Source organism: Bradyrhizobium sp. Kon56 (genome assembly GCF_055807635.1).
The window spans coordinates 37,288-57,760 of sequence record NZ_JBVVOU010000032.1 but is presented as its reverse complement, the minus strand read 5'-3'; the positions used below and the strand labels follow the sequence as shown (position 1 = coordinate 57,760).

Genomic DNA, 20,473 nt, shown 5'->3' with positions numbered 1-20,473 from the left:
CCGAGTTGCGCCCGGGATGGCGCCCGCATCAGCCTAATAGCCGCCCTCTCATGCAGGACCTCCTCGCAGATCGAGGCACGCGCAACAACATTCCCCGACGCGCCTCACTAAGGCAACCAGCCTATGCGTGGTTGCGCCCCATAGGATCGTTTCCTGATACAAATGTGGTTTGGCCGCGCCACATGTATAACGGAGCGACGGATCTAATTTAATTCGTCACCGACCGTGTGCTCGTCGCCCGCTGCGCACATCCCCCTGGACTCTCCAAGATGATCTGCGGGAAACAGCAGAGTACTTTACCGCCCCTCGACTTTACACCGACGCGGCGAGATCCGTTATGACCCGGCACTCACCTGCCCAAACAGAATTGCCGCTTCAGACGGCCCGAGCCCGACGATGCCCACGAAAGCTGCGGAAGGCATCGGAATAACCTGACGTGTCGGCCTTCAGAGATGCAAGCAATAGCGACTATTGTTCACATACTGCGAACGAGGAGGATGCAGCTGCATCACGCATTCCTCCTGATCCCAAAACAGATCTTTGACGAGGCACATTTCGTCCCAATTTGGAGAACGCCGTGGCGTCGACACTGAGACATGCTCCCATCCCGGACGGACGAAGCCGATGATCTTGAGTTGACAGCCACAAGGCCCCTGCACGTAGAAGAGACCGGAAGGACCAGATCCCGGTGCGGTGGCGAATCGGCCATCGCGTACGCGCCCCGCCTCGAGTCTTTCCGCAATTTGTTTCCTCACGCGTTCTCCTTGTTTCGACAGACAGAGTTGACTCCGGCACCACACGTGTCGTCCGACACTTCCATCGTGCGGCTGCTACTCGGCATGGCCAGTCCCAGATACTCCTGATCACCCGCACCAACTTACCTGGATGAAGAACATCGGTTCTGTCCGGAATCGTCCACCGAAGATTTCTGTTGTGGTTGGTCTTTCGACCGTAATTATCATTTGTATTTTCACGTCATGCGTGACTTGCTGCGAACTTGCCTGACTCACACGATCCGCGCAGACAATCTACGCCCGGTTTGGCTACGCAAGCTGCCAGCAGGAGCTTCCGCTCGCCTCTTCGCCTTAGCAAGTCCGTAACGTTATGGCGTTGAGCTAACGGTGTTGGTGCAAGATGCCACAATTCGACTGAAACGCTTCATAGCCAAAATGGCGGCGGAAGCCAATTCGCGTGGCATGATCCGGCGATCCGCTAGTTTGTCACCCAAAGACACGTGGCCGGCTTCAGCAGATGATGCAAGGCGACGCCGATGCTTCGACAGTTCGTCGAGCGAGAGGCTTGCAATTTCGCTCTTGCGACGATCTGACGGTGGGCTTCATCTCATTCCTTCTCATGTCCAGGGTTAGCCAGCTTGTCGCCTGAGACACCGTCAATGCGTCATCTATGTGGCCGACCAACCTTACTCACAATTGATTCACGGCCAGAGGCTCGGACGCGCGGACCGCACTTTTGAACAGCCTCGCTCATCGGCGTTACCGTATGAGGGCGTTTCGCAGTTCAACCCGAGAGCCGTCCCACGAAGAGGCTTCCGCGCCGCGATCGCGACGCATTGACCTTCGATGCGACCGATCGCTCCGGCGGCGATCAGAACTGCCCGTCAACCCCATTTCTCTGCTGCCCCTCCGCGAGGCGGGCCAACTTATCATATTCCTCAGCGACCTTGAGGAGCCTGCATCTGGATGTGTCGTCCTCGAGCGACTCCGCTTTTACTCGCGTCGCTTCCGCACGCCCTCGCCAATGTTTGGCGTCGGAGAATGGCTTCTTCTGCTTCATGCAAAAGACGATGCAATATTTAGATCAAGAAAATGCGACACATGACCTACGTAAGATCCCGTAGGCTGGCTTTCGCAAAAGCACCTCATTCGCCTTCATCTACCGTCCGCTCTGTCGATGTCTGAGATGCGACCAAACCACTCGCAATAAGCCCAAGCGAGTCGAGTAATCTTCACTACGGTCTTCTCGGTTGAGAACGCCCACTTGAAAATATCGCGCCAGCGCAAAATGATAATGGAGATTGGATTCGCGTCAGGTCCCCGCGCCAAATGGGCGACTCTCAACATAAGGGCTTGAATCGGACGTAGCGTCAGATTGTAAGGTCTTCATGCCGCTGGCGAGCGCGCCTAGCCGTGCAACAGCTTCCGGGCGACAAAATGGGAATGTGTGATTTGGAGCTCAGATTTGAGAACGCCCGCGGTGGCCCCAAACGCCTCAGTTGAGGCGGCCTCGGCGACTCGTTGCAAGATCTCGGGATGAAACCGGCAGAACCGGTTTCTAACATCGAACAGCATCGCCGCGTGGCGATTGCCGATTTGAGATATTGCTCACGGCGGAGGTCGCCGTCCCGAGATCAGCGCCTTGCTGCTCAGAGTGGAATGGAAGTTGGAGAACGGCTTTTAGCAAGTGGCCGGATGAGCCGGCGCTTCGTGAAGCCGCGGTCAAGACTGCGACTGAGAGCCCTTTGCCGGATGCGCTCGACGATCGTCTCTCAGCGTTCATGTGCCGATGCTCGCCGTGATCCGTCCGACGTCGGTTCCAGAAGCGCACCGAGGCGGCGCGATCGAAGGCATCGTCGCCAGAGATGCGTCAACTGGTCGCTCACGCCGGAACCCCTTCGGGTGCCTGGGCAGCCTACGGGCCGGTCTCGATCGTGGTTTTCGTTTCTCGGACAGGCGACACGGCCTTCGGAGTATCAATGCTTCTGCAGCAATGGCTACCAAGTAGTCGTTCAAGTGATGACCACGTAGCGCGCGAGCTCTGACCTCAAGGGAACTCTCGATCTATGCTCTGCCCGAAATGTCATACAGAAAGCTGGTGCGAGGTCGCAATGCACGATCCCTGGACTGGCCGATCAGTGATCACCTGCAATGCTTGTGGTGAGCATGCCGAGTACGATTGCCTCCAGCGCAAAACGGCGCACGAGATCATCGCTGCTACGTTGGCCTGTAACGTGAGCGGAGAGGAGCAGCCCGACCCGCGGGCGGCGGCTGATAGGATTTTGGATGCGCTAGAGAATGCCGGCCTAACAATCGCTCGCGCCTCAAGATGAGTGGCAGGAACGCCGATCGGCACCCCCTACGAAGGCCTTGGCGGCCCATCAGAGAGGATGGCCAACTACGCTGCTCGTTCCATGAGATGTCTGATTGCCTCCAGAATCCTCTTCCCCCTCGGCCGATCGGGAGTTGCAGACCCAATAGCAACTCTTTGGTACCAATCGCGATTGTAGCAAACACGCCAATCTGGACCCAAGCCGCGATACTCAACGGGACCAGGGCTGAGCACCGCTTGGCGGCCTTTCCGAACGTATGACGGCAAGGCAGATCTTCCCACAGGTATCGAACCCGCAATGATCGTTGACCTGACGTGGCCTGGACCTGGTGGCGCCTTTCGAGCTCGATAGCTCAAAGTTGTCGAGAACGGCGAAGTCACTGTTGGTGCCCCAGAATTCGGCTCATTGACGAGAATAGCGCGCTCCCGTTTAATCTTGGTTCCTATTCCGCCCGGCCGCCGCGGCTCCACAAAGTCCCGGGAACAGCCCCATTAAGATCGTGAGAGCGGATAGCTCGGCTGGATAGGCGAAGCCAATTCGCACACACGCGAGAGAGGGCCTTCTGGGCATGGACGATTGATTCCGGCGGCGAGGCAGCTCCTATCCCATGGACGTTCCAAGAACTTCAGGGACTCGCTGGTCACTCGTCGTCTAGCGATGAGCAGCCTCACAGCTCGGCGTCGCTATGCGCGCACAACTCAGCGACCTGAGCTGCGCGATTCCGCAGACCACGAACAGCGAAAGCCAGCTGCTTTGGTAAAGCGCCTGCCGCCCTCCTCGCTTCGCGGCTGGCGAACAAATATTGACATATTCACGCGATTAGCCCGCAGGGGGATTGAACCGTACGTAGCGTCAGATTGTAGAGTGCGCAGCTAGGTAGCATCTTCGGCCGCTTCAGAATTCCCGTGGGCTAAAGCGGAGCGCGATCGCGTACGATGAGAGGTCTTCTGCCAAAGCGGCCGAGGGTCGCGCTGAGTGCGAAGGACGCTATTTCTGTTCTGTCCACGAAACTCGTCGAGCCGTATGAAGACACCATCGCTCACATGTAAGAAGGACCAATCCACCATTGGAGGCTTCGAAAGACGTTTGCGGGCACCGAGTGCCCAACGAGCCGCCGGGAGATTGATGCGCTATCCCGGAGCGGTAATGTGAGAAGACCCGATAAATCCAACAGGGTCTTGCTCGTCGATCACTGTGAGGGCCAATGCCGGGCCATTGTTGGCTTCAAGAATGGCGATCCTGGATCCGCGTATATGTGCGGCGAACCCGTTGTGAGGGGACCGCGCCAAAAGCTGTCATCATGGTGCGCTTATCACCATGCCCGAATGCACGTCATGCCATGGTCGGACGGACGCGGCGTCCTTGAAAGAAAGCAGACTAGATGACCAAGAGGAGCGCGCGCAGCTACTGGCCTTCGGCAGCGCCTATTGCGGCAGCAAGAGAGATGCCGGTACTCCGCGAGCTGGATCTGCTCCACATGCAGGCCCGACAATTGCCCCAAAGCCGAGCGCCGCTCCAGGCAATGAGACCTGACGAACGAGTGTTGAGAGCTCATGTGAGCGCCTCGGAAAGGAAATGATGTGCAAGTCTAGACCCGCGAGCGACCGAAGATTTGATCTCGGCCTTGATTGAGCGCAACGCGGCGTTCGAACTCAATAAGCGGGCGATCCACTTCGAGGGTGTGCCTCTAAGCTTACGCTGCTTTTGTCGCATTCGAGCAGGCGGCGCGTGGTTAAATGGCCCAGCTCGACGCCCTTCGCGCGCAGCTCATCCCAACTATTTCTCGGAGGGGCTGCAAATCAAGTGCGATAATTGAGATAGAACGCGATTGATCCGTCACTCCGGGTTGGTTTCCCCGAAAGCGGGCTCAAGAACCGGGACCTTGCCGCCGTATCGATAACAGAAGGGGCGCTCGGGATCAGCTAACCGTTTCAATGACACCGGCTGCGCTCAAGCCGGCTTGTTCACGCACATCCGGTCTTCGCCTGTCCATAGTACCGCCGTCGTCCGCGCGCTAGACGCACCATTATTGTCCACTCCGAGACGCACTCGCGCGCAATGAACCGCCAGATTGTTTCCGCAACTGAATTCGTCGTAAGGGGGCAGAGCACACGGCTAGTCGCGATAATCTCCCTTGAGGTTTGGTAAAGCAGGTGCACCTGCCTCATTCATGCATTTGCTATGAACTCAAACAGCACAGAGCCAATATGCGCGCCTTCACTTTTGCTTGCCCGATTGCCAACATGATTGTTCAGAAATGGATCGATAATGATAAGGACTGCGCGACAGAGAGCGAATTTCTAGGCTTTGTTGGCCCGGCTTGCTCGCAGTTGCACTGGATGAACAGCAAGACTGGTAAGCTCTCAGGTAAGGACAAGAAATGAGGGAAACTCCCTGGCTTGACGCGCGAGCTGAGCACCGAGAGACTGTGGGAGCTTCACGGCCAAACGGTCTGCTTACCCCTTAGCTGCGCCCCAATTCATTGGTCGCACCTAAACGATAGAGAGGCGCCTGACGAAGGCCAAACGAGATCTGCCGGACTACAAACTTTCGTATAGTCCTTCAAAACCCTTTCGCCGTGGAAGGTTTACCTCAGTACAGTTGAGCAATCGGCGCAATGCCTGTAGAGGGTCCACACTTCGGCAGATCGAGAGCGTGACGCTTCCGCATTGGAAGAGCCAAACGCGATTGACGCGTCGATCGGGGAACGACATTAACCTGCGCAGAGAAATGACTTGTTAAACCACGAGAGCAAACGGCGGGTCGCTCTGATCACCGGCGTGACCGGCCAGGACGGCGCCTATCTCGCCGAATACCTGCTGTCGCTCGGCTATGTCGTGCACGGCATCAAGCGGCGTTCGTCCTCGTTCAACACCGCGCGGGTCGATCATCTCTACCAGGACCCTCATGTCGGCAACGTGCCGTTCCTGATGCACTACGGCGACATGACGGACTCGAGCAATCTGATCCGCCTGGTGCAGCAGATCCGGCCGACCGAGATCTACAATCTCGCCGCCCAGAGCCACGTCGCCGTCAGCTTCGAGAGCCCGGAATACACGGCCAATGCCGACGGCATCGGCGTACTCCGCCTGCTGGAAGCGATCCGCATCCTCGGCATGGAGAAGGAGACGCGGTTTTACCAGGCGTCGACTTCGGAGCTCTACGGCCTCGTTCAGGAGATCCCGCAGAAGGAGACCACGCCGTTCTATCCGCGCTCGCCCTACGGCGTGGCAAAACTCTACGGCTACTGGATCACGGTGAACTACCGCGAAGCCTATGGCATGTTCGCGAGCAACGGCATCCTGTTCAATCACGAGAGCCCGATTCGCGGTGAGACGTTTGTGACCCGCAAGATCACGCGCGCTGTCGCCCGTATCGAGGTCGGGCTAGAGCAGACGCTCTATCTCGGCAATCTCGAAGCCAAGCGGGACTGGGGCCACGCGCGCGACTACGTCGAGGGCATGCACAAGATCCTGCAAGCGGACAAGCCCGACGATTTCGTGCTCGCCACCGGCGAGATACACTCGGTGCGCGAGATGGTCGAGCTATCGTTCGCCCAGCTCGGCCGCCGCATCGCATGGCGCGGGGCAGGCGTCGAGGAGACCGGCGTGGACGAGACGAGCGGCAAGACGGTGGTGAAGATCGATCCGACCTATTTCCGCCCCACCGAGGTCGATCTGCTCGTCGGCGACGCCAGCAAGGCACGCGAGGTGCTCGGCTGGAAGCCGAAGCGGAGCTTTGCGGAGCTCGTCGCGGAAATGATGGCGAGCGACCTGGCGGACGCCAAACGGGATGGGGCCGGTGGCAAACGCACGGTTTGAGCTGAAGGGCAAAAGCGTCTACGTCGCGGGTCATCGCGGCATGGTCGGCAGTGCGCTTGTGCGCCGGCTCGCACGGGAGGACGTGAATCTCGTGACGGTGGACCGGCGCGAGGTCGATCTCTGCAATCAAGCCGCCGTGTTCGACTGGTTTGCGCGCGTGCGGCCACAGGTGATTTTCCTAGCCGCTGCCAAGGTCGGCGGCATCGTCGCCAACGCCACGCTGCGCGCCGAATTCATCTATGACAACATCGCGATTGCGGCGAACGTGATCCATGCCGCGCATCTGAGTGGCGCCGAGAAGCTGATGTTTCTCGGCTCCTCCTGCATCTATCCGAAGCTGGCTCCGCAGCCCTTGCGCGAGGACTCGGTGATGTCCGGTCCGCTGGAGCCCACCAACGAGCCCTATGCGATCGCCAAGATTGCCGGCATCAAGATGATCGAGGCCTATCGCGCGCAGTATGGATCCGACTTCATCAGCGTGATGCCGACCAATCTCTATGGCCCTGGCGACAATTATCATCCCGAGTATAGCCACGTGGTCGCCGCCCTGATCCGCCGCTTCCACGAGGCCAAGGTTTCTGGCGCGAAGAATGTCGTCGTCTGGGGCACCGGCACGCCGCGGCGCGAGTTCCTTTATGTCGACGACATGGCGGATGCCTGCGTGCACCTGATGAAGACCTATTCGAGTGCCGAGCTGATCAACATCGGCACCGGTGAGGACATCACTATCACCGAATTCGCGCGTGTCGTTGCCGAAATCGTCGGCTACCAGGGCGAAATCAGTTTCGATACCTCGCGTCCCGACGGCACACCGCGCAAGCTGCTCGATGTCGGCCGTCTCGACAAACTCGGCTGGCGCGCGAAAACATGGCTTGCAGATGGAATGCGGCAGACCTACGAGACCTTCTTGTCGCTATCGGCTACATCGGGACAAACGGAGTAATCATGCGCTGCTAGCCGCTGACGGGGCTCATTGTCCGTCCAGAAAGTTGCTTTAGGATACTCCCGGAGAATTCGACAGGGCTCCACGCTTTGCTTGGAGCTCGCGCGCCTGCTGGTGACGCAGGCCCGATGGAGGGCAGGCACGGCTAGCTTGGCCGATACTAGCGAGTGAATTGGTCAGGCGCGCCTTCCGGCCCGCTCGGTGTTGAACTTGAGGTAAACTGATTAGCATGTGCGGAATTGTTGGCATCTTGGGGCGCGGTCCGGTCGCGGATCGACTCATCGATTCACTAAAACGACTGGAGTATCGCGGCTACGACTCAGCAGGCATCGGAACGCTCAAAGGAAATCATATCGAACTTCGACGCGCCGAGGGGAAGCTGCGGAACCTTGAGACGCGCGTTCGCTGCCATCCACTCTCAGGCCATGTCGGGATCGGGCACACGCGCTGGGCTACTCACGGCAAGCCGACCGAGCACAATGCTCATCCGCATGCAACGGACAATGTTGCGGTCGTCCATAACGGCATAATCGAGAATTTCCGCGAGCTGCGCGCGGAGCTGAAACAGCATGGCGCTTGTTTCGCCTCTGAAACAGACACGGAGGTGGTGGCACATCTCATCGACTCTTATCTTAAGAATGGCTGCTCGCCGCAGGAGGCAGTAAAAGCGTCGCTGCCACGGCTGGTGGGCGCGTTTGCGCTTGCAATCCTGTTCAAGGGTCGACACGACCTCATGATCGGTGCGCGCAAGGGCTCACCACTCGCGATCGGGCATGGCGAAGGCGAAATGTATCTCGGATCGGATGCTATCGCGCTCGCGCCCCTTACCGACTTGATCACCTACCTTGAGGATGGCGATTGGGCTGTGCTCAACCGCAACTTCAGCGTGGTCTACGACGCACAAGGCACAGTCGTCCGCCGGGATGTGGTGAGCTCTGGCGCGTCGTCGGCTCTCGTTGATAAAGCGAACTACCGCCACTTCATGGCGAAGGAAATCCACGAACAGCCAGAGGTGATCGGGCATACGCTTGCCCATTACGTCGATATTGCCACCGAGAGCGTGGTACTGCCGCAGGAGCTTCCGTTCGATTTCAATGAGATCGGACATATCTCGGTTACGGCTTGCGGTACGGCCGGCTACGCCGGCCACATCGCCAAATACTGGTTCGAGCGGCTGGCTCGTATTCCGGTCGAGCTCGATGTCGCCTCCGAATTTCGCTATCGTGAGGCGCCGATGCGCAAGGGAGATCTTGCTATCTTCATCTCGCAGTCCGGCGAGACGGCCGATACGCTGGCTGCGCTCCGCTATGCCAAATCGCAAGGTCTGCATACCCTCTCGATCGTGAACGTACTGAGTTCGACCATTGCGCGCGAAAGCGGGACAGTATTGCAGATACTCGCGGGGCCCGAAATTGGCGTTGCCTCGACCAAGGCGTTCACATGCCAGCTGGTCGTCCTGGCGGCGCTTGCGGTCGCTGCGGGTGAGGCGCGCGGTGAATTGTCGGAGAGCGCCAGCATCGATCTTGTACGCGAGCTGATCGAACTTCCTCGGCTAATTAGCGCGGCGCTTGCCAGCGAGCCACAGATCGAGAAGCTCGCACGCGACATCAGCAAATCGCGTGACGTGCTATATCTTGGTCGCGGCACGTCGTTTCCATTGGCCCTGGAAGGGGCACTCAAGCTTAAGGAGATTTCCTATATTCACGCCGAGGGCTATGCGGCCGGAGAGCTCAAGCACGGCCCGATCGCCTTGGTCGACGAGAGTGTTCCCGTAATCGTCATCGCTCCTTCCGACCGGGTGTTCGAAAAGACCCTCTCGAACATGCAGGAGGTCGCCGCACGCGGTGGCAAGATTATCTTGATAACGGACGTCAGGGGAGCCGCAGAGGTGTCCATGGATTCGCTCGCGACCATTGTGCTGCCGGAGATGGGTGCGACATTTACCTCGATAGTCTATGCGATTCCGGTGCAGCTCCTGGCCTACCACACGGCCATCCTCATGGGCACGGACGTCGACCAACCCCGAAACCTCGCGAAATCGGTAACCGTCGAATAAGGCAAGGTGATGCGACCTGGTCCCATTTCGTCCTTCCCCCTTTTACTGCATATCGGTGCGCTCGATGAGAACTTCGGCTAGGCCACAGACAACAAGCCTGTCACCGAAACCGCCCCGAGGCTTCAGTAGCTTGAGAGTCACTCCTGCTGCACGAGCGGAATAACGAGCGAAAATTGTGAGAGTTTGGCGGCAATTGCCGAAAATATGCCGGAAACGTCAGGCGCTTACGGCTTGGTCGATAGTGCCCTGATGGCCGATTCGCGGCCATGAAACTGCACGCGGCTGCCGTGAGATTTTCTCCGGAAGCGGCCATTTCAAAATCGAGAGGAAACTCGCCATGTCCCCAGCGCCCATTGCGCACGCCTCAAATGCCAAATCGCGCATTGGCGCCATATTACGTGCCACGAGCGGCAACTTCCTCGAGCAGTTCGACTTCTTCTTGTTCGGGTTCTACGCCAGTGCGATCGGAAACGCGTTCTTTCCATCGGGAAGCGAAACCGCTTCACTGCTTAACACCTTCGGTGTGTTCTGGTTGGGTGCCTTGATGCGACCTGTTGGTGCGATCGTGCTTGGAGCCTATATTGACCAGATTGGCCGTCGGCAAGGCCTGATCATCACGCTTTCGATCATGGCCATTGGCACCATCATCATCGCCTTTTGTCCGGGCTATGCGACGATCGGCATTGCCGCACCTGCGATCGTGCTGTTCGGACGGCTGTTGCAGGGCTTTTCTGCCGGCGTTGAGGTTGGTGGTGTTTCCGTTTACCTCTCCGAGATTGCCACTCCGGGCAACCGCGGCTTTTACACATCTTTCCAGTCCTCGAGCCAGCAGGTTGCGATCTTTGTCGCGGCTCTTATCGGATATTTTTTGAGCGAAGCACTTCCGGCCGAAATGGTTGCCGCTTGGGGCTGGCGGATCCCCTTCTTCCTTGGCTGCTTGATCGTACCGCTTATCTTCTTCCTGCGCCGGACGCTGGAGGAAACTCCGGAGTTTCTGGTCATGAAGAACCACCCAACGGCCCGCGAGGTCTTTGCCTCCACACTTGCGAACTGGCGCATCGTCATTCTCGGCATGATGATCGCGATGCTGACGACCACGACATTCTATTTCGTGACGGTGTACACGCCTACGTTCGGCAGGCACGTATTGCAGTTGTCCTCGCAGAACACGCTCTTGGTGACGCTTTTGGTCGCGGTGACGAACTTCATCTGGAACCCAATTGGCGGCGCGATTTCCGACAGAATCGGCCGGAAACCGGTCCTGCTGACCATTGCCGGCCTTGCCTTGGTGACTGCATATCCAGCGTTGTCTTGGCTTGTAACGGACCCAAGCTTTGGCAAGATGCTGATCGTTGAGATGATGTTCTCGTTTTACTTTGGCACCTATAGCGGCGCCATGTTGGGCGCTCTGGTCGAAATCGTGCCGAAGCACATTCGCACAACTTGCTTTTCTTTGGCGTTCGCACTCGCCGCGGCTCTGTTTGGCACGTTTACGCCGCTTGCATCGACCTGGCTGATCGACCGGACAGATGACAAGGCGTCGCCCGGTTTCTGGTTGATGTTTGCGGCTTTGCTCGGCATTATCGCCGCGCTCACGATCTATCCAGGAAACACCAAGAGAGTTGCGAAAGCCGTTGCGACCCGAGCGGCCTAACCCGGCGGTAAGCGCGCAATTTACCACGCGTTAGCACGCGCGCCCCCGGGACGTTGGGGGCCCAAGGCTGAACTGAAGTTGGTGCGCGACTATCCCTGCGGTGATTTTCACGATGGTGCGCGGCCGTTCTGCCGATCACCGTTCTTCCTATGTGACTCTGGGGCAGTATAGGGACGAGCTGGCGGTGATGTTTGACCGGGAAAGGCTGAGCTTATCAGCCAACCTCGATTCCGTCCTGTGGTCGGACGGTGCGCTGCCCGCACTTGCAGTCGCGTGAAATACGGCGGATTTCGCGCGAGGACTGGGATCCCTCGCGCGAGCTCCACGCTCTGATATTCTGTGCGGCCGCCACAAAACTCGAACGCGCACATCGTCGGGCTGCGTGAATTCCCCAGCGGACTGGTCGTCTCGGAGGTAGCGACAATCGTTAGCGTAGCGGGCCGTCTTGTATCCTGGTCCGATACCGACCTCTCGGCGCTCGGATACGCAGGTTGAAGGCTCACCTTCTTGTCGCATCTGGCGGGGAGTGGTCGAGAAGTTTGGTCGTGCCTGTACAACGAGCGATGGGCCAATGCGTAACCAGACCCAGGCTGTTGCTCGCTGCGCTCGATCAGCCGTGACTTCACGCACCGCGAGCTTGCGCAGATGAGGCGAGCTGTACGAGCTCCGTTTCGAGCATAGGGTTGCGCTTGAACATAGCGTCGATCAATGCTTGCGCCGGCTGCTCGGCCGCCTCCACCCACGTCGCTTTCTCCGCTCGCGCGGAGGGCGCGAAAACACGTTTGACGACCGTCGGCGAACCCCTCAGACCGCAATTGGTCATGTCATCCACGCCGGCGCTTTGGGCGCTCCATTTTACGATTGCGGTACGGGCGGCACGCAAAGCATCTGTCATTGCGCCGCGACGAATTTGATTTGTTGCCTCTAACATGCTGACGAGACACGGCAGCTTGGAACGCAACACCTGGACGCCTCCTTCGCAGCGTCGTTCGGCCTCGATGGTGCGTAGCTTGAAGTCTAACGCTTTGATTGTGGAAACATAAGTAAGCTGCTGGACTCCGAGCCGCCTTGCAATGCCAGGTCCCACCTGCGCCGTATCGCCGTCGATCGTCTGCTTGCCAGTGAATATGACGTCCGGTGGGCCATACTCCCTCTCGATGTTGCGAATCGCGCAGGCCAACGCGTAACTCGTCGCCAGCGTATCGGAGCCCGCGAAGCTACGGTCGGTGAGCAGGACAGCGCGATCGGCACCAAATGTTAGTGCCTTTCGGAGAGATTCTTCGGCCGACGGTGGCCCCATTGTCAGGACGGTGATTTCGCCGCCGAATTTATCTCTTAGCTCGAGCGCAGCTTCCAGTGCAAAGAGATCATATGGGTTGATGATTGTAGGCACACCCTGGCGCATAATCGTATTCGTAACGGGGTGCACGCGGATTTGCGCGGAGTCGGGGACCTGTTTGATGCAGACGATGCTGTGCATGTACTTCTCCTAAATGCCGAGCCGACTGCCGATGCAGCAAATGTCATACCATCCCGGGCATTCCGGCAACTAGAAAGCAATCCGATGAATGACGCCTGACGTCGAGCTGGTTGTCGCAACTGCGACAGTTTGCGCACGGGCGTCATCTCAAGCTGATCTGAGTCACGGGCAGCAACGGAACCGCAGTGATCACGCGCCGGTTCGACGCCAATCCATTTTCAGGACGAGCACGCCGCGAACAGAAGATGACGAGGCTGGCCGATGCGAAGACGCCCTACGCTTCGCCGGCGAGGGAATCCCAACCGAAGGCATGAGGCTAGTATCCTCGTCATGCATCCGAGCTGGCGACCGCCCCTTTCCACGCTTTCCTATCTCAGTCGGCCGAGCGAGAGAGAGGAGCGAGCCCGACGCTTTGTTCAGAAGCGTTTGATCTCGATGCCGTGTCTTCGCAAGGCATAGCCAATCTGGCGCGGGGTCAGTCCAAGCAGGCGCGCCGCCTTCGCCTGTACCCATCCGGATCTTTCCATGGCTGCGATCACGCGCTCGCGATCGGTGACTTTCGCGGCCCCCACGACGGGGCGCCCAGGCGGCCCTAGCGGTGTCAGCTCGCTGCTCACCGGCTGAACGGGTGTCGCGGCTTCCGTTGCCGGCGTGCTCAGCCTCGCGCGAGGTGCGATTGTCGGGCTCGGCTGTCGCGCCATTTCCGCCGGTCCACACTTCCATAGCAAGGCCGACAGGCATTGCCCGTGGCAGCACGCAAAGTCATCTCTTACGATCGACGATCCTAGCGCTAGCGTCGCGGTCCGCTGCACGCAGTTTTCGAGCTCACGGACGTTGCCGGGAAATCCGCAATTCATGAGGACCTCAATCGCACTTGAATCGAATACCAGGGCACGGCCGTTCTCATTGTTGAAGTTCTTCAAAAAACGAGCGGCGAGAAGCGGAATATCAGTGCGTCTTTCGCGCAGCGACGGCAATAGCAGAGGAACCACGCTGATGCGGTAATAGAGATCGGCACGAAACTCGTTCCTGGCCACCGCCTCTTCAAGATTCTTGTTCGTGGCCGCAATCACGCGGACGTCGACTTTGATCGTCTGATTGCCGCCCACCCGCTCGAATTCCTGCTCCTGAAGCACGCGCAGGAGCTTCGCCTGGAACGAGCCCGAGATCTCTCCAATCTCATCCAGAAACAACGTTCCCTTGTCGGCGATCTCGAAGCGCCCCTTGCGCGCGTTGAATGCGCCCGTAAACGCCCCCTTCTCGTGTCCGAACAATTCGGATTCCAGCACCGTCTCTGTGAGGGCTGCGCAATTCAGCTTGATAAAGGGGCGTTTGGCGCGCGCTGAACACTCGTGAATAGCCTTCGCGACCAGCTCTTTGCCGGTACCCGATTCGCCACGCAACAAAACCGTGCTATTCGATTTTGAGATCACCTCGATCTTGTCAAGTAGCGCGCGCAGCGCCGGGCTGTCGCCGATAATTCCCTCGACTTGGACCTTCTTACGGTCCCGCCCTTGAGGCTTGAGCTCGGAGAGTTGCTTCTGCAGCCGGAACTCCTCGTCCATAAGGCGCCCGCGATCGCGCACAAACGAGCAATGCAGCTTGGTCGTCTGGCCCAGCAGGCTGGCGACCATCGTCAGAAGGCCGAGGTCGTCCTCGAGCTGCGCACGCGTCCCATTGTCCGCGATGCGGTCGATGCTCAGCGTACCCACAACTTTGCCGTCAACGTCTATGGGAACGCCGATGAACGCAACACGCGTATGACCGCCGGCATTTAGTATATCGACCTCCGAAGAACTGAAGGCCGAATGCAGCGCTACATTCTCCACGACGAGCGGCTGCCCCGACGCGACGATTTGATCGATTGCTCCTTGCGGCAAGCGCACCCGGCAGCGCGCATCGCGGTCTTCGCTCCTGCCGTCCTCTACGATGATCTCCGGCCCGCCGTCATGCTCGAACAGACATACGATGCCGCGCCGCATCCGCACGAGCGATCCCAGTTGCTCGATGACGCTCGCCAGCTTAGCCTCCAGCCGACATAGGCCAGTGAGCGTGTGCGCTATTTCAACAATCGTGCTTAGCGATTTCTCTTGCGACCGCACAATACAAGCGGAAGCGTCCGCGTCGGAGGTTGAGTTTGGCTTGTCGCGCAGGGAAATGCTGTCTAGCATGACGACTTCTCCGTTCCTTTCTCGATCCTCCCCATCGGACTTGTTGGATTCGTGTTGCATGCCGATCTGACATCTAGTTCTCAGGGCGGGACGAGAGATTACCCCTCTTCATGGCACGTCGGCAGCACTTAGAGTGACTAGGTTTGCCGCTTTTTTTCCAACTCGCTGCGCGGATTCACCCCAACCAACATGACTTCCAGCGATGAAGCTCAGAACAGCCGGGGCTCCTTAGGGGCGGATTGCACTATAAGTGTTGCCCGCCATTGATCGGCACTTCGGCGCCGGTGACATAACTTGCCGCATCGGAACATAGGAAGAAAATGACCTTGGCGACCTCTTCGGGTGTACCCACTCGGCGGAGTGGGATCTTTGGCACAAGATGCGCTTCCGTGTCAGGCGACAAAATGTCCGTCTTGATTTCGCCGGGCGCGATCGCATTGACGCGAATGCCGTGCGCGGCGTAATCGTGCGCCATTTCGCGCGTGAGACAAGCGAGCGCAGCTTTCGAAGTCGCATATGCCGAGCCTGCAAATGGATGCACCCGCGAGCCGGCGATCGAGGTCACGTTGACGATCGAGCCTGACGCCCTTTTTAATTCGTCGAACAGGCCTTGAGCGAGTAGGATCGGTGCCACCAGATTGAGGTGGAACACGCTCATCCAGGTGTCGACTGAGGTCGCCAGCGATGTCAGTCTGGTACCGTTTGCCGCTTTTGGTGAGTTTCCGGCATTGTTTACCAGTCCGTGCAACGGTGCGCCAGCAAGGCGCTCCTTGATCTCGGCAATCACGCGCGGCAGCATCCGGTGATCGCCCAGGTCGACCTCGATATAGCTGTCGCCCTCTGAGTCTGATGGCCGGCGCGCCGCGTCCAATGGTTGGCGCGCGCAAGAAATGATGCGCCAACCGGCTTTCGAAAACAATTTTCCGGTGGCGCGACCGATACCGCGCGATGCCCCGGTCAATACCAGCGTCTTTCGCTCACGCAGCGGGCGGCCCGCTCGATCGGCGTGAATTGGACCGCTAGGGTCCGTTTCCGACGATTGAGGTACGACCGCTTTGTCATCTGGTAGATCTAGATTCACACGCGGCTCCCTTCCGCTCCCATCGGCTGTGCACCTGGTGCAGGATCCGGGCCAAAGCGACGCAGGGCATAAGGGGCGCACTTTTGCGACAAATGGCAGGTTCTGAACATCTGGCCTGTTTGCTTTTCGACAAGAGCAACGCCGCGTCAAGCGCCCGGGCGCGTTGACCGCGTCGCACTCCAGGGGTGGTCTGTGGCTCATTCGAGTTGGCGGAGATAGTTTAGCTGCCTTGTGCGGAGATCAGGATCGATGGCCAGTTCGTTCAATTTCCTCGGTTGGACGCGCCTCCGCAGATGCGGCTCTGGTTCGACATCGATGGGCTGGGGCTCGTGCCGTTGATCAGCTGCGGTCGAAAGTATTTCGCAACCAGCGCATGAACAAGGCCATCGTCCAGAAGACGAGCTGACCGCGAAAGGATTAACGCAGAAACGGCGATACGTCTACCTGACGCGCGTCCTTGCTGCTGGACATTCTGACGTGACCGTCTGCTACGTCAGATTTCCTCAGCGGCCCGGACCACCATCGCCATCCGATTCACCGCCCGGCCAGCGATGGCGGTTAGGGCCCGGTGATGACAGGACGATCATCTTTTCCGCGCCAGTCGACTTACACGTGGCTGGCCGACGCACTGCGGGACAAGGCCCCGAGGCTCGCCGGCATTGGCCGACGCTTCGCCAGACGTTCGCCGTACCAGCCGCATTGCATCCCGGATAGTGCGCGGGTCAGCGCGCTCGCCTGCGGACAGAACTCGCCATCCCTCGCTTCTGCGACACGTTGCGAAATTCGAGCGCGTGGAAGCCAGCAGTATAGCAGTATCAGGCTGACGATTTAGCGGACCATTGGTCAGGCTCATGCAGATTCGCGGCAGTTCATGAAGCCGCGAAATGCTCGTATGGATTATCGACCAGGGTCAAATGCTCCGGATTGCTCAGATCGAATTCAATAATACGTGGCACGAGCAGACGGGCATAGCGCGTAAAGGCGCTGGTGGGGGGAAAGCGGATCACGGTGGCGCATCGCGCAAGAAGATACATGTCGATGAGAGCGGACGCTCCACCTTCAATTCCCATTTCCGCACTATGCAACGGCCCTGCCCGATCGGCCTGGAACCGTTTTGGCACGGCGAAGATATCGGGAAACAGACCCGATATGTGATCGAGCACCTGTGCACTATCCGTGCACAGGAAGATCTTAACAGGCTTTGGGTATGGCAAAGCCATGGCTTTACGGATTGCCATGCAGACCTGACGAAGAGCGAGCTCCGAATCGGCCCAGTACGGAGCATGCCCCATGATATCTTCGCCATTGCCGTGCCGAACATGAACGCCGATGATACTATGGCCGCTAAAGTGTTGCTCATACAAGTCCTCGATCCGCGCTCGAATCTCAGACCTGAGCTTGATGTTTCGGAAGATCAGTCGTTCGGCTTCCTCACCACAACGCCACATCAAGCAAGCGTCACAGACAATGGTGTTGGCCTCGTTATCGTCTCTTGCCTGGAACAGCTCAGTCAGTTCGTCACGTTCTCGGAAGATCTGCTCGTCCGGACGATTGATACAGTCGATCGATGACCTATTCCACCAGGGCGGGAAGAACGGGCCGGGAAACGAGAGCTGGTTGACCCTGTCATCGCAAATCACCGGCACGCCAGCGATCTCCTCAACCGGCTCGAAGAACACCGGAAAGGCATTGCTGAACGGTTGGTCGACATAACAGGAACCGCGCCAGTCAATAACGAGCGTTCGCCCGGTCCGCTGCGCGTACGACCAGGCTGATGCCAACGACCAGAGGCAATCACCAAAGCCGGTGCGCCTCCGAGAAACAACAAAGCGTTCCTTCGTCACGTTATCAAACCCTTCTCGTTGCGCGAGTGTGGCGCACCAACTCATCTGCGATGCCGATCCACGCCGGGCGCTGGTCACCTGGACGCAAGTCACCCAACCCGCAAACTCGTTCTGCACGGCACTGCGATTGGCAGGTCATGGTGTCACATTACGCACCTTTTACGACGGCCCAGTCTGAGACGGATGCAGCCGAATACGACGCTGATCCCACAGCCCGCGCAGTTCGTTCAGGAGAGCTTCGCGCCTGGTCCTGTCAGAGGTGACCCTGGCGAGAAGATCGGCCAGAACAGCTTCCTTCTCGATTTGCATCAGCATGTCGAATAGGTCATGCGAGACGCGTACGCTGTCATGGCTGGAGTGACCCATGCGGATCTCGCAGATTGTCTCCTGGCGGTCTCGGCCCGCATGAGCGCGAACCCGGTAAAGAGATACATGGGGCGGCAGTGATACAGCGAGCGCGGTCCAATTTTCGAGCGTTGTTGCCCGCTTTTTGATCAGGAATGACCCGACCACAAGGCCATCCAGCTCGGTCGACAAAAACGCCGTAATCGCATCGGCAACGGAATCTACGATCGGTTCGGCATTATTGTTGAACGACGTATTAAGCAGAATCGGGACGCCCGTTCGAGCTTTGAACGCATTGATAAGTTCCCAATAGGCGGCATTGCTCGTGCGGGACACCGTTTGCAGCCGAGCCGTACCATCGATATGCGTGATCGCGCCCAGCAATGCACGCATGGATTCGCGCACGCGCACGACGAAATTCATGAAGGGATATTCTGCGCGACCATCCGGCAACTCAAAGAACGCGCCCGCATCCTCCTCGAGAACCGATGGCGCGAACGGTCGATAACTCTCGCGCTTCTTGACCATCGCATTGATCCGGTCCTTGTTTGCCGCGGGCCTCGGGTCCGCAAGAATGCTGCGGTTGCCGAGCGCACGAGGGCCGAACTCGGACCGGCCCTGTACCCACCCGATCACAGCGCCATCAGCGATCCACTCGGCTGCTCTGGCTGCGACGTCAGCAGTCCGTTCAATCTCGAGGTGTCCGGCCCATCCCTTCAGTTCCTGTTCAATGCTGTCGTCGCTGCCGACATCGGGCCCCCAATAAACCGCCTGTAGTCGTTCGCGGGGCGGAGCCTGCCCGGCCTCGTTCGATACCATCAGCGCCGCACCCAATGCGCATCCGGCATCATGCGAGGCCGGCTGCACAAAAATCTCTTCGAACAGGCCTGAGTACAGCAGTTTTCCGTTTAGCGTGCAGTTGTGGGCCACCCCGCCAGCCAGGCACAACCGTTTCATTCCGGTCTGCTCACGATAATGCCGAAGGATGTGAAAGACGATCCGCTCCAGCGCCTCCTGCAATGAAGCGCTCACATCTCGGTGCTGTTGCGTGAACGGCATTCCCTTTCGCCGGACCTCGATATTGCGCAGCAATGCCGGGCCGATACGGTCAAGGTGAACGCGGTAGGCACCGTTGGGGGAGAGCTCATAAAATTGGGAGAAAAGCTCGCGATAGCGAGCGGGATCTCCATAAGGAGCCAATCCCATGACCTTATATTCGTCGAACAGGCCGTAGCCGAGGTATCGGATCGTTTCCAGATAGAACAGTCCGAGAGAGTTGGTCTCTGGAAACGTCATGAGCTCGGTCATTTCGGTGCCCGACCCCACCGCCAACAGACCCGAGAGGAAGTCGCCACAGCCGTCGATCGCGAGAACCAGACTCTCTTCAAAGCCGGACATTGCCAAAGCGCTTACGGCATGGGCCTGATGATGGCCTACGAATGACACCCGCGAAGGGTCAACTTGGGTACTGAACTCTGCCGCGAGAAGGTGCCGCAACAGGAGATTCGCATCTAGCGGAATTGAGATCTCAGGCTGTGAGATGAACAACCGTTCGAGCATCGAATTGCAGTAGGCTTCAGTCGCGTAGAACGCAATACGATCGACGTCGCGAAGCTCCACGCCTGCGGCTGCTAGACAGTATTCTATCGCACTACTCGGAAGCTTGTTTGAATGTTTGATTCGGTTGAGACGCTCCTCTTCGACGGCAGCGATCACGCGACCATCCTTGACGAGCACCGCGGCGCCGTCGTGCAGAAACGTGTTCGGTAGTTGCAGGGGGTTTTCATAGACCCTGTCAAGCCCGCCACTCAATCCTAGACACAGCATGTTGTTCTCCGTTCATTCTGAGAGGTCTGTTGACCTATTTCGTATCGCTCGCTTGGCGAGTAGGCCGCACGTCGCCGCGGGGCCGCAGTCATCGCCAACGAAACGAGGCTCATATAAGCGTCGGCCGCGAATCGAACATTCGTTACGTCCGGTGTCTGATCTCGCACACGCGACGCTTCGCTTT

General features: G+C 58.5%; 11 protein-coding genes. 5 read left to right on the top strand and 6 right to left on the bottom strand.

Annotation, left to right across the window (positions count from 1 at the left end; genetic code table 11):
- Positions 1-446: 446 nt before the first annotated feature.
- Positions 447-659: a DUF7694 domain-containing protein gene (locus AC0L3B_RS32655; RefSeq protein WP_473381712.1), complete on the bottom strand. Its 213-nt coding sequence runs from the start codon at positions 657-659 to the stop codon at positions 447-449.
- Between the two features lie 4,615 nt (positions 660-5,274).
- Between AC0L3B_RS32655 and AC0L3B_RS32650 the strand changes: the two genes are divergently transcribed.
- The 5 genes from AC0L3B_RS32650 (at position 5,275) to tcuC (ending at position 11,541) form a co-directional block, all read left to right on the top strand.
- The gene (locus AC0L3B_RS32650) at positions 5,275-5,451 is read left to right on the top strand and encodes a hypothetical protein (RefSeq protein ID WP_204513578.1); all 177 of its coding nucleotides are present in this window, start codon (positions 5,275-5,277) and stop codon (positions 5,449-5,451) included.
- A 351-nt stretch (positions 5,452-5,802) separates the two neighbouring features.
- A complete protein-coding gene (gene gmd / locus AC0L3B_RS32645; RefSeq protein WP_473381707.1) occupies positions 5,803-6,888 on the top strand; it encodes a GDP-mannose 4,6-dehydratase in 1,086 nt (361 codons plus the stop codon).
- Positions 6,869-7,831, top strand: coding sequence for a GDP-L-fucose synthase (gene fcl, locus AC0L3B_RS32640; protein ID WP_473381706.1), 963 nt, complete (start codon positions 6,869-6,871; stop codon positions 7,829-7,831). Before gmd ends, fcl begins: the two co-directional genes overlap by 20 nt.
- A 229-nt stretch (positions 7,832-8,060) precedes the next feature.
- Complete coding sequence (gene glmS, locus AC0L3B_RS32635; RefSeq protein WP_204513576.1) at positions 8,061-9,887, top strand: glutamine--fructose-6-phosphate transaminase (isomerizing); 1,827 nt, start codon at positions 8,061-8,063, stop codon at positions 9,885-9,887.
- 337 nt (positions 9,888-10,224) lie between these two features.
- Positions 10,225-11,541: a tricarballylate/proton symporter TcuC gene (gene tcuC / locus AC0L3B_RS32630; RefSeq protein WP_473297721.1), complete on the top strand. Its 1,317-nt coding sequence runs from the start codon at positions 10,225-10,227 to the stop codon at positions 11,539-11,541.
- 622 nt (positions 11,542-12,163) lie between these two features.
- On the opposite strand, the gene AC0L3B_RS32625 is transcribed toward tcuC, so the two are convergent.
- From AC0L3B_RS32625 to AC0L3B_RS32605, 5 genes are all read right to left on the bottom strand, one after another.
- Entirely contained in the window at positions 12,164-13,021 is an 858-nt protein-coding gene (locus AC0L3B_RS32625) for an electron transfer flavoprotein subunit beta/FixA family protein (RefSeq protein ID WP_473381705.1), read from the bottom strand.
- Positions 13,022-13,437: 416 nt separating this feature from the next.
- Positions 13,438-15,192: a nif-specific transcriptional activator NifA gene (nifA, locus tag AC0L3B_RS32620; RefSeq protein WP_473381704.1), complete on the bottom strand. Its 1,755-nt coding sequence runs from the start codon at positions 15,190-15,192 to the stop codon at positions 13,438-13,440.
- 244 nt (positions 15,193-15,436) lie between these two features.
- Complete coding sequence (locus AC0L3B_RS32615) at positions 15,437-16,273, bottom strand: SDR family NAD(P)-dependent oxidoreductase (protein ID WP_445818637.1); 837 nt, start codon at positions 16,271-16,273, stop codon at positions 15,437-15,439.
- 869 nt (positions 16,274-17,142) lie between these two features.
- Positions 17,143-18,162 carry a nodulation protein NodZ gene (locus tag AC0L3B_RS32610; protein ID WP_473381703.1) on the bottom strand — a complete coding sequence of 340 codons (1,020 nt, stop codon included), beginning with the start codon at positions 18,160-18,162 and terminating at the stop codon, positions 17,143-17,145.
- 114 nt (positions 18,163-18,276) lie between these two features.
- Positions 18,277-20,289, bottom strand: a complete 2,013-nt coding sequence (locus AC0L3B_RS32605; protein ID WP_473381702.1) for a carbamoyltransferase family protein — start codon at positions 20,287-20,289, stop codon at positions 18,277-18,279.
- Positions 20,290-20,473: the final 184 nt, after the last annotated feature.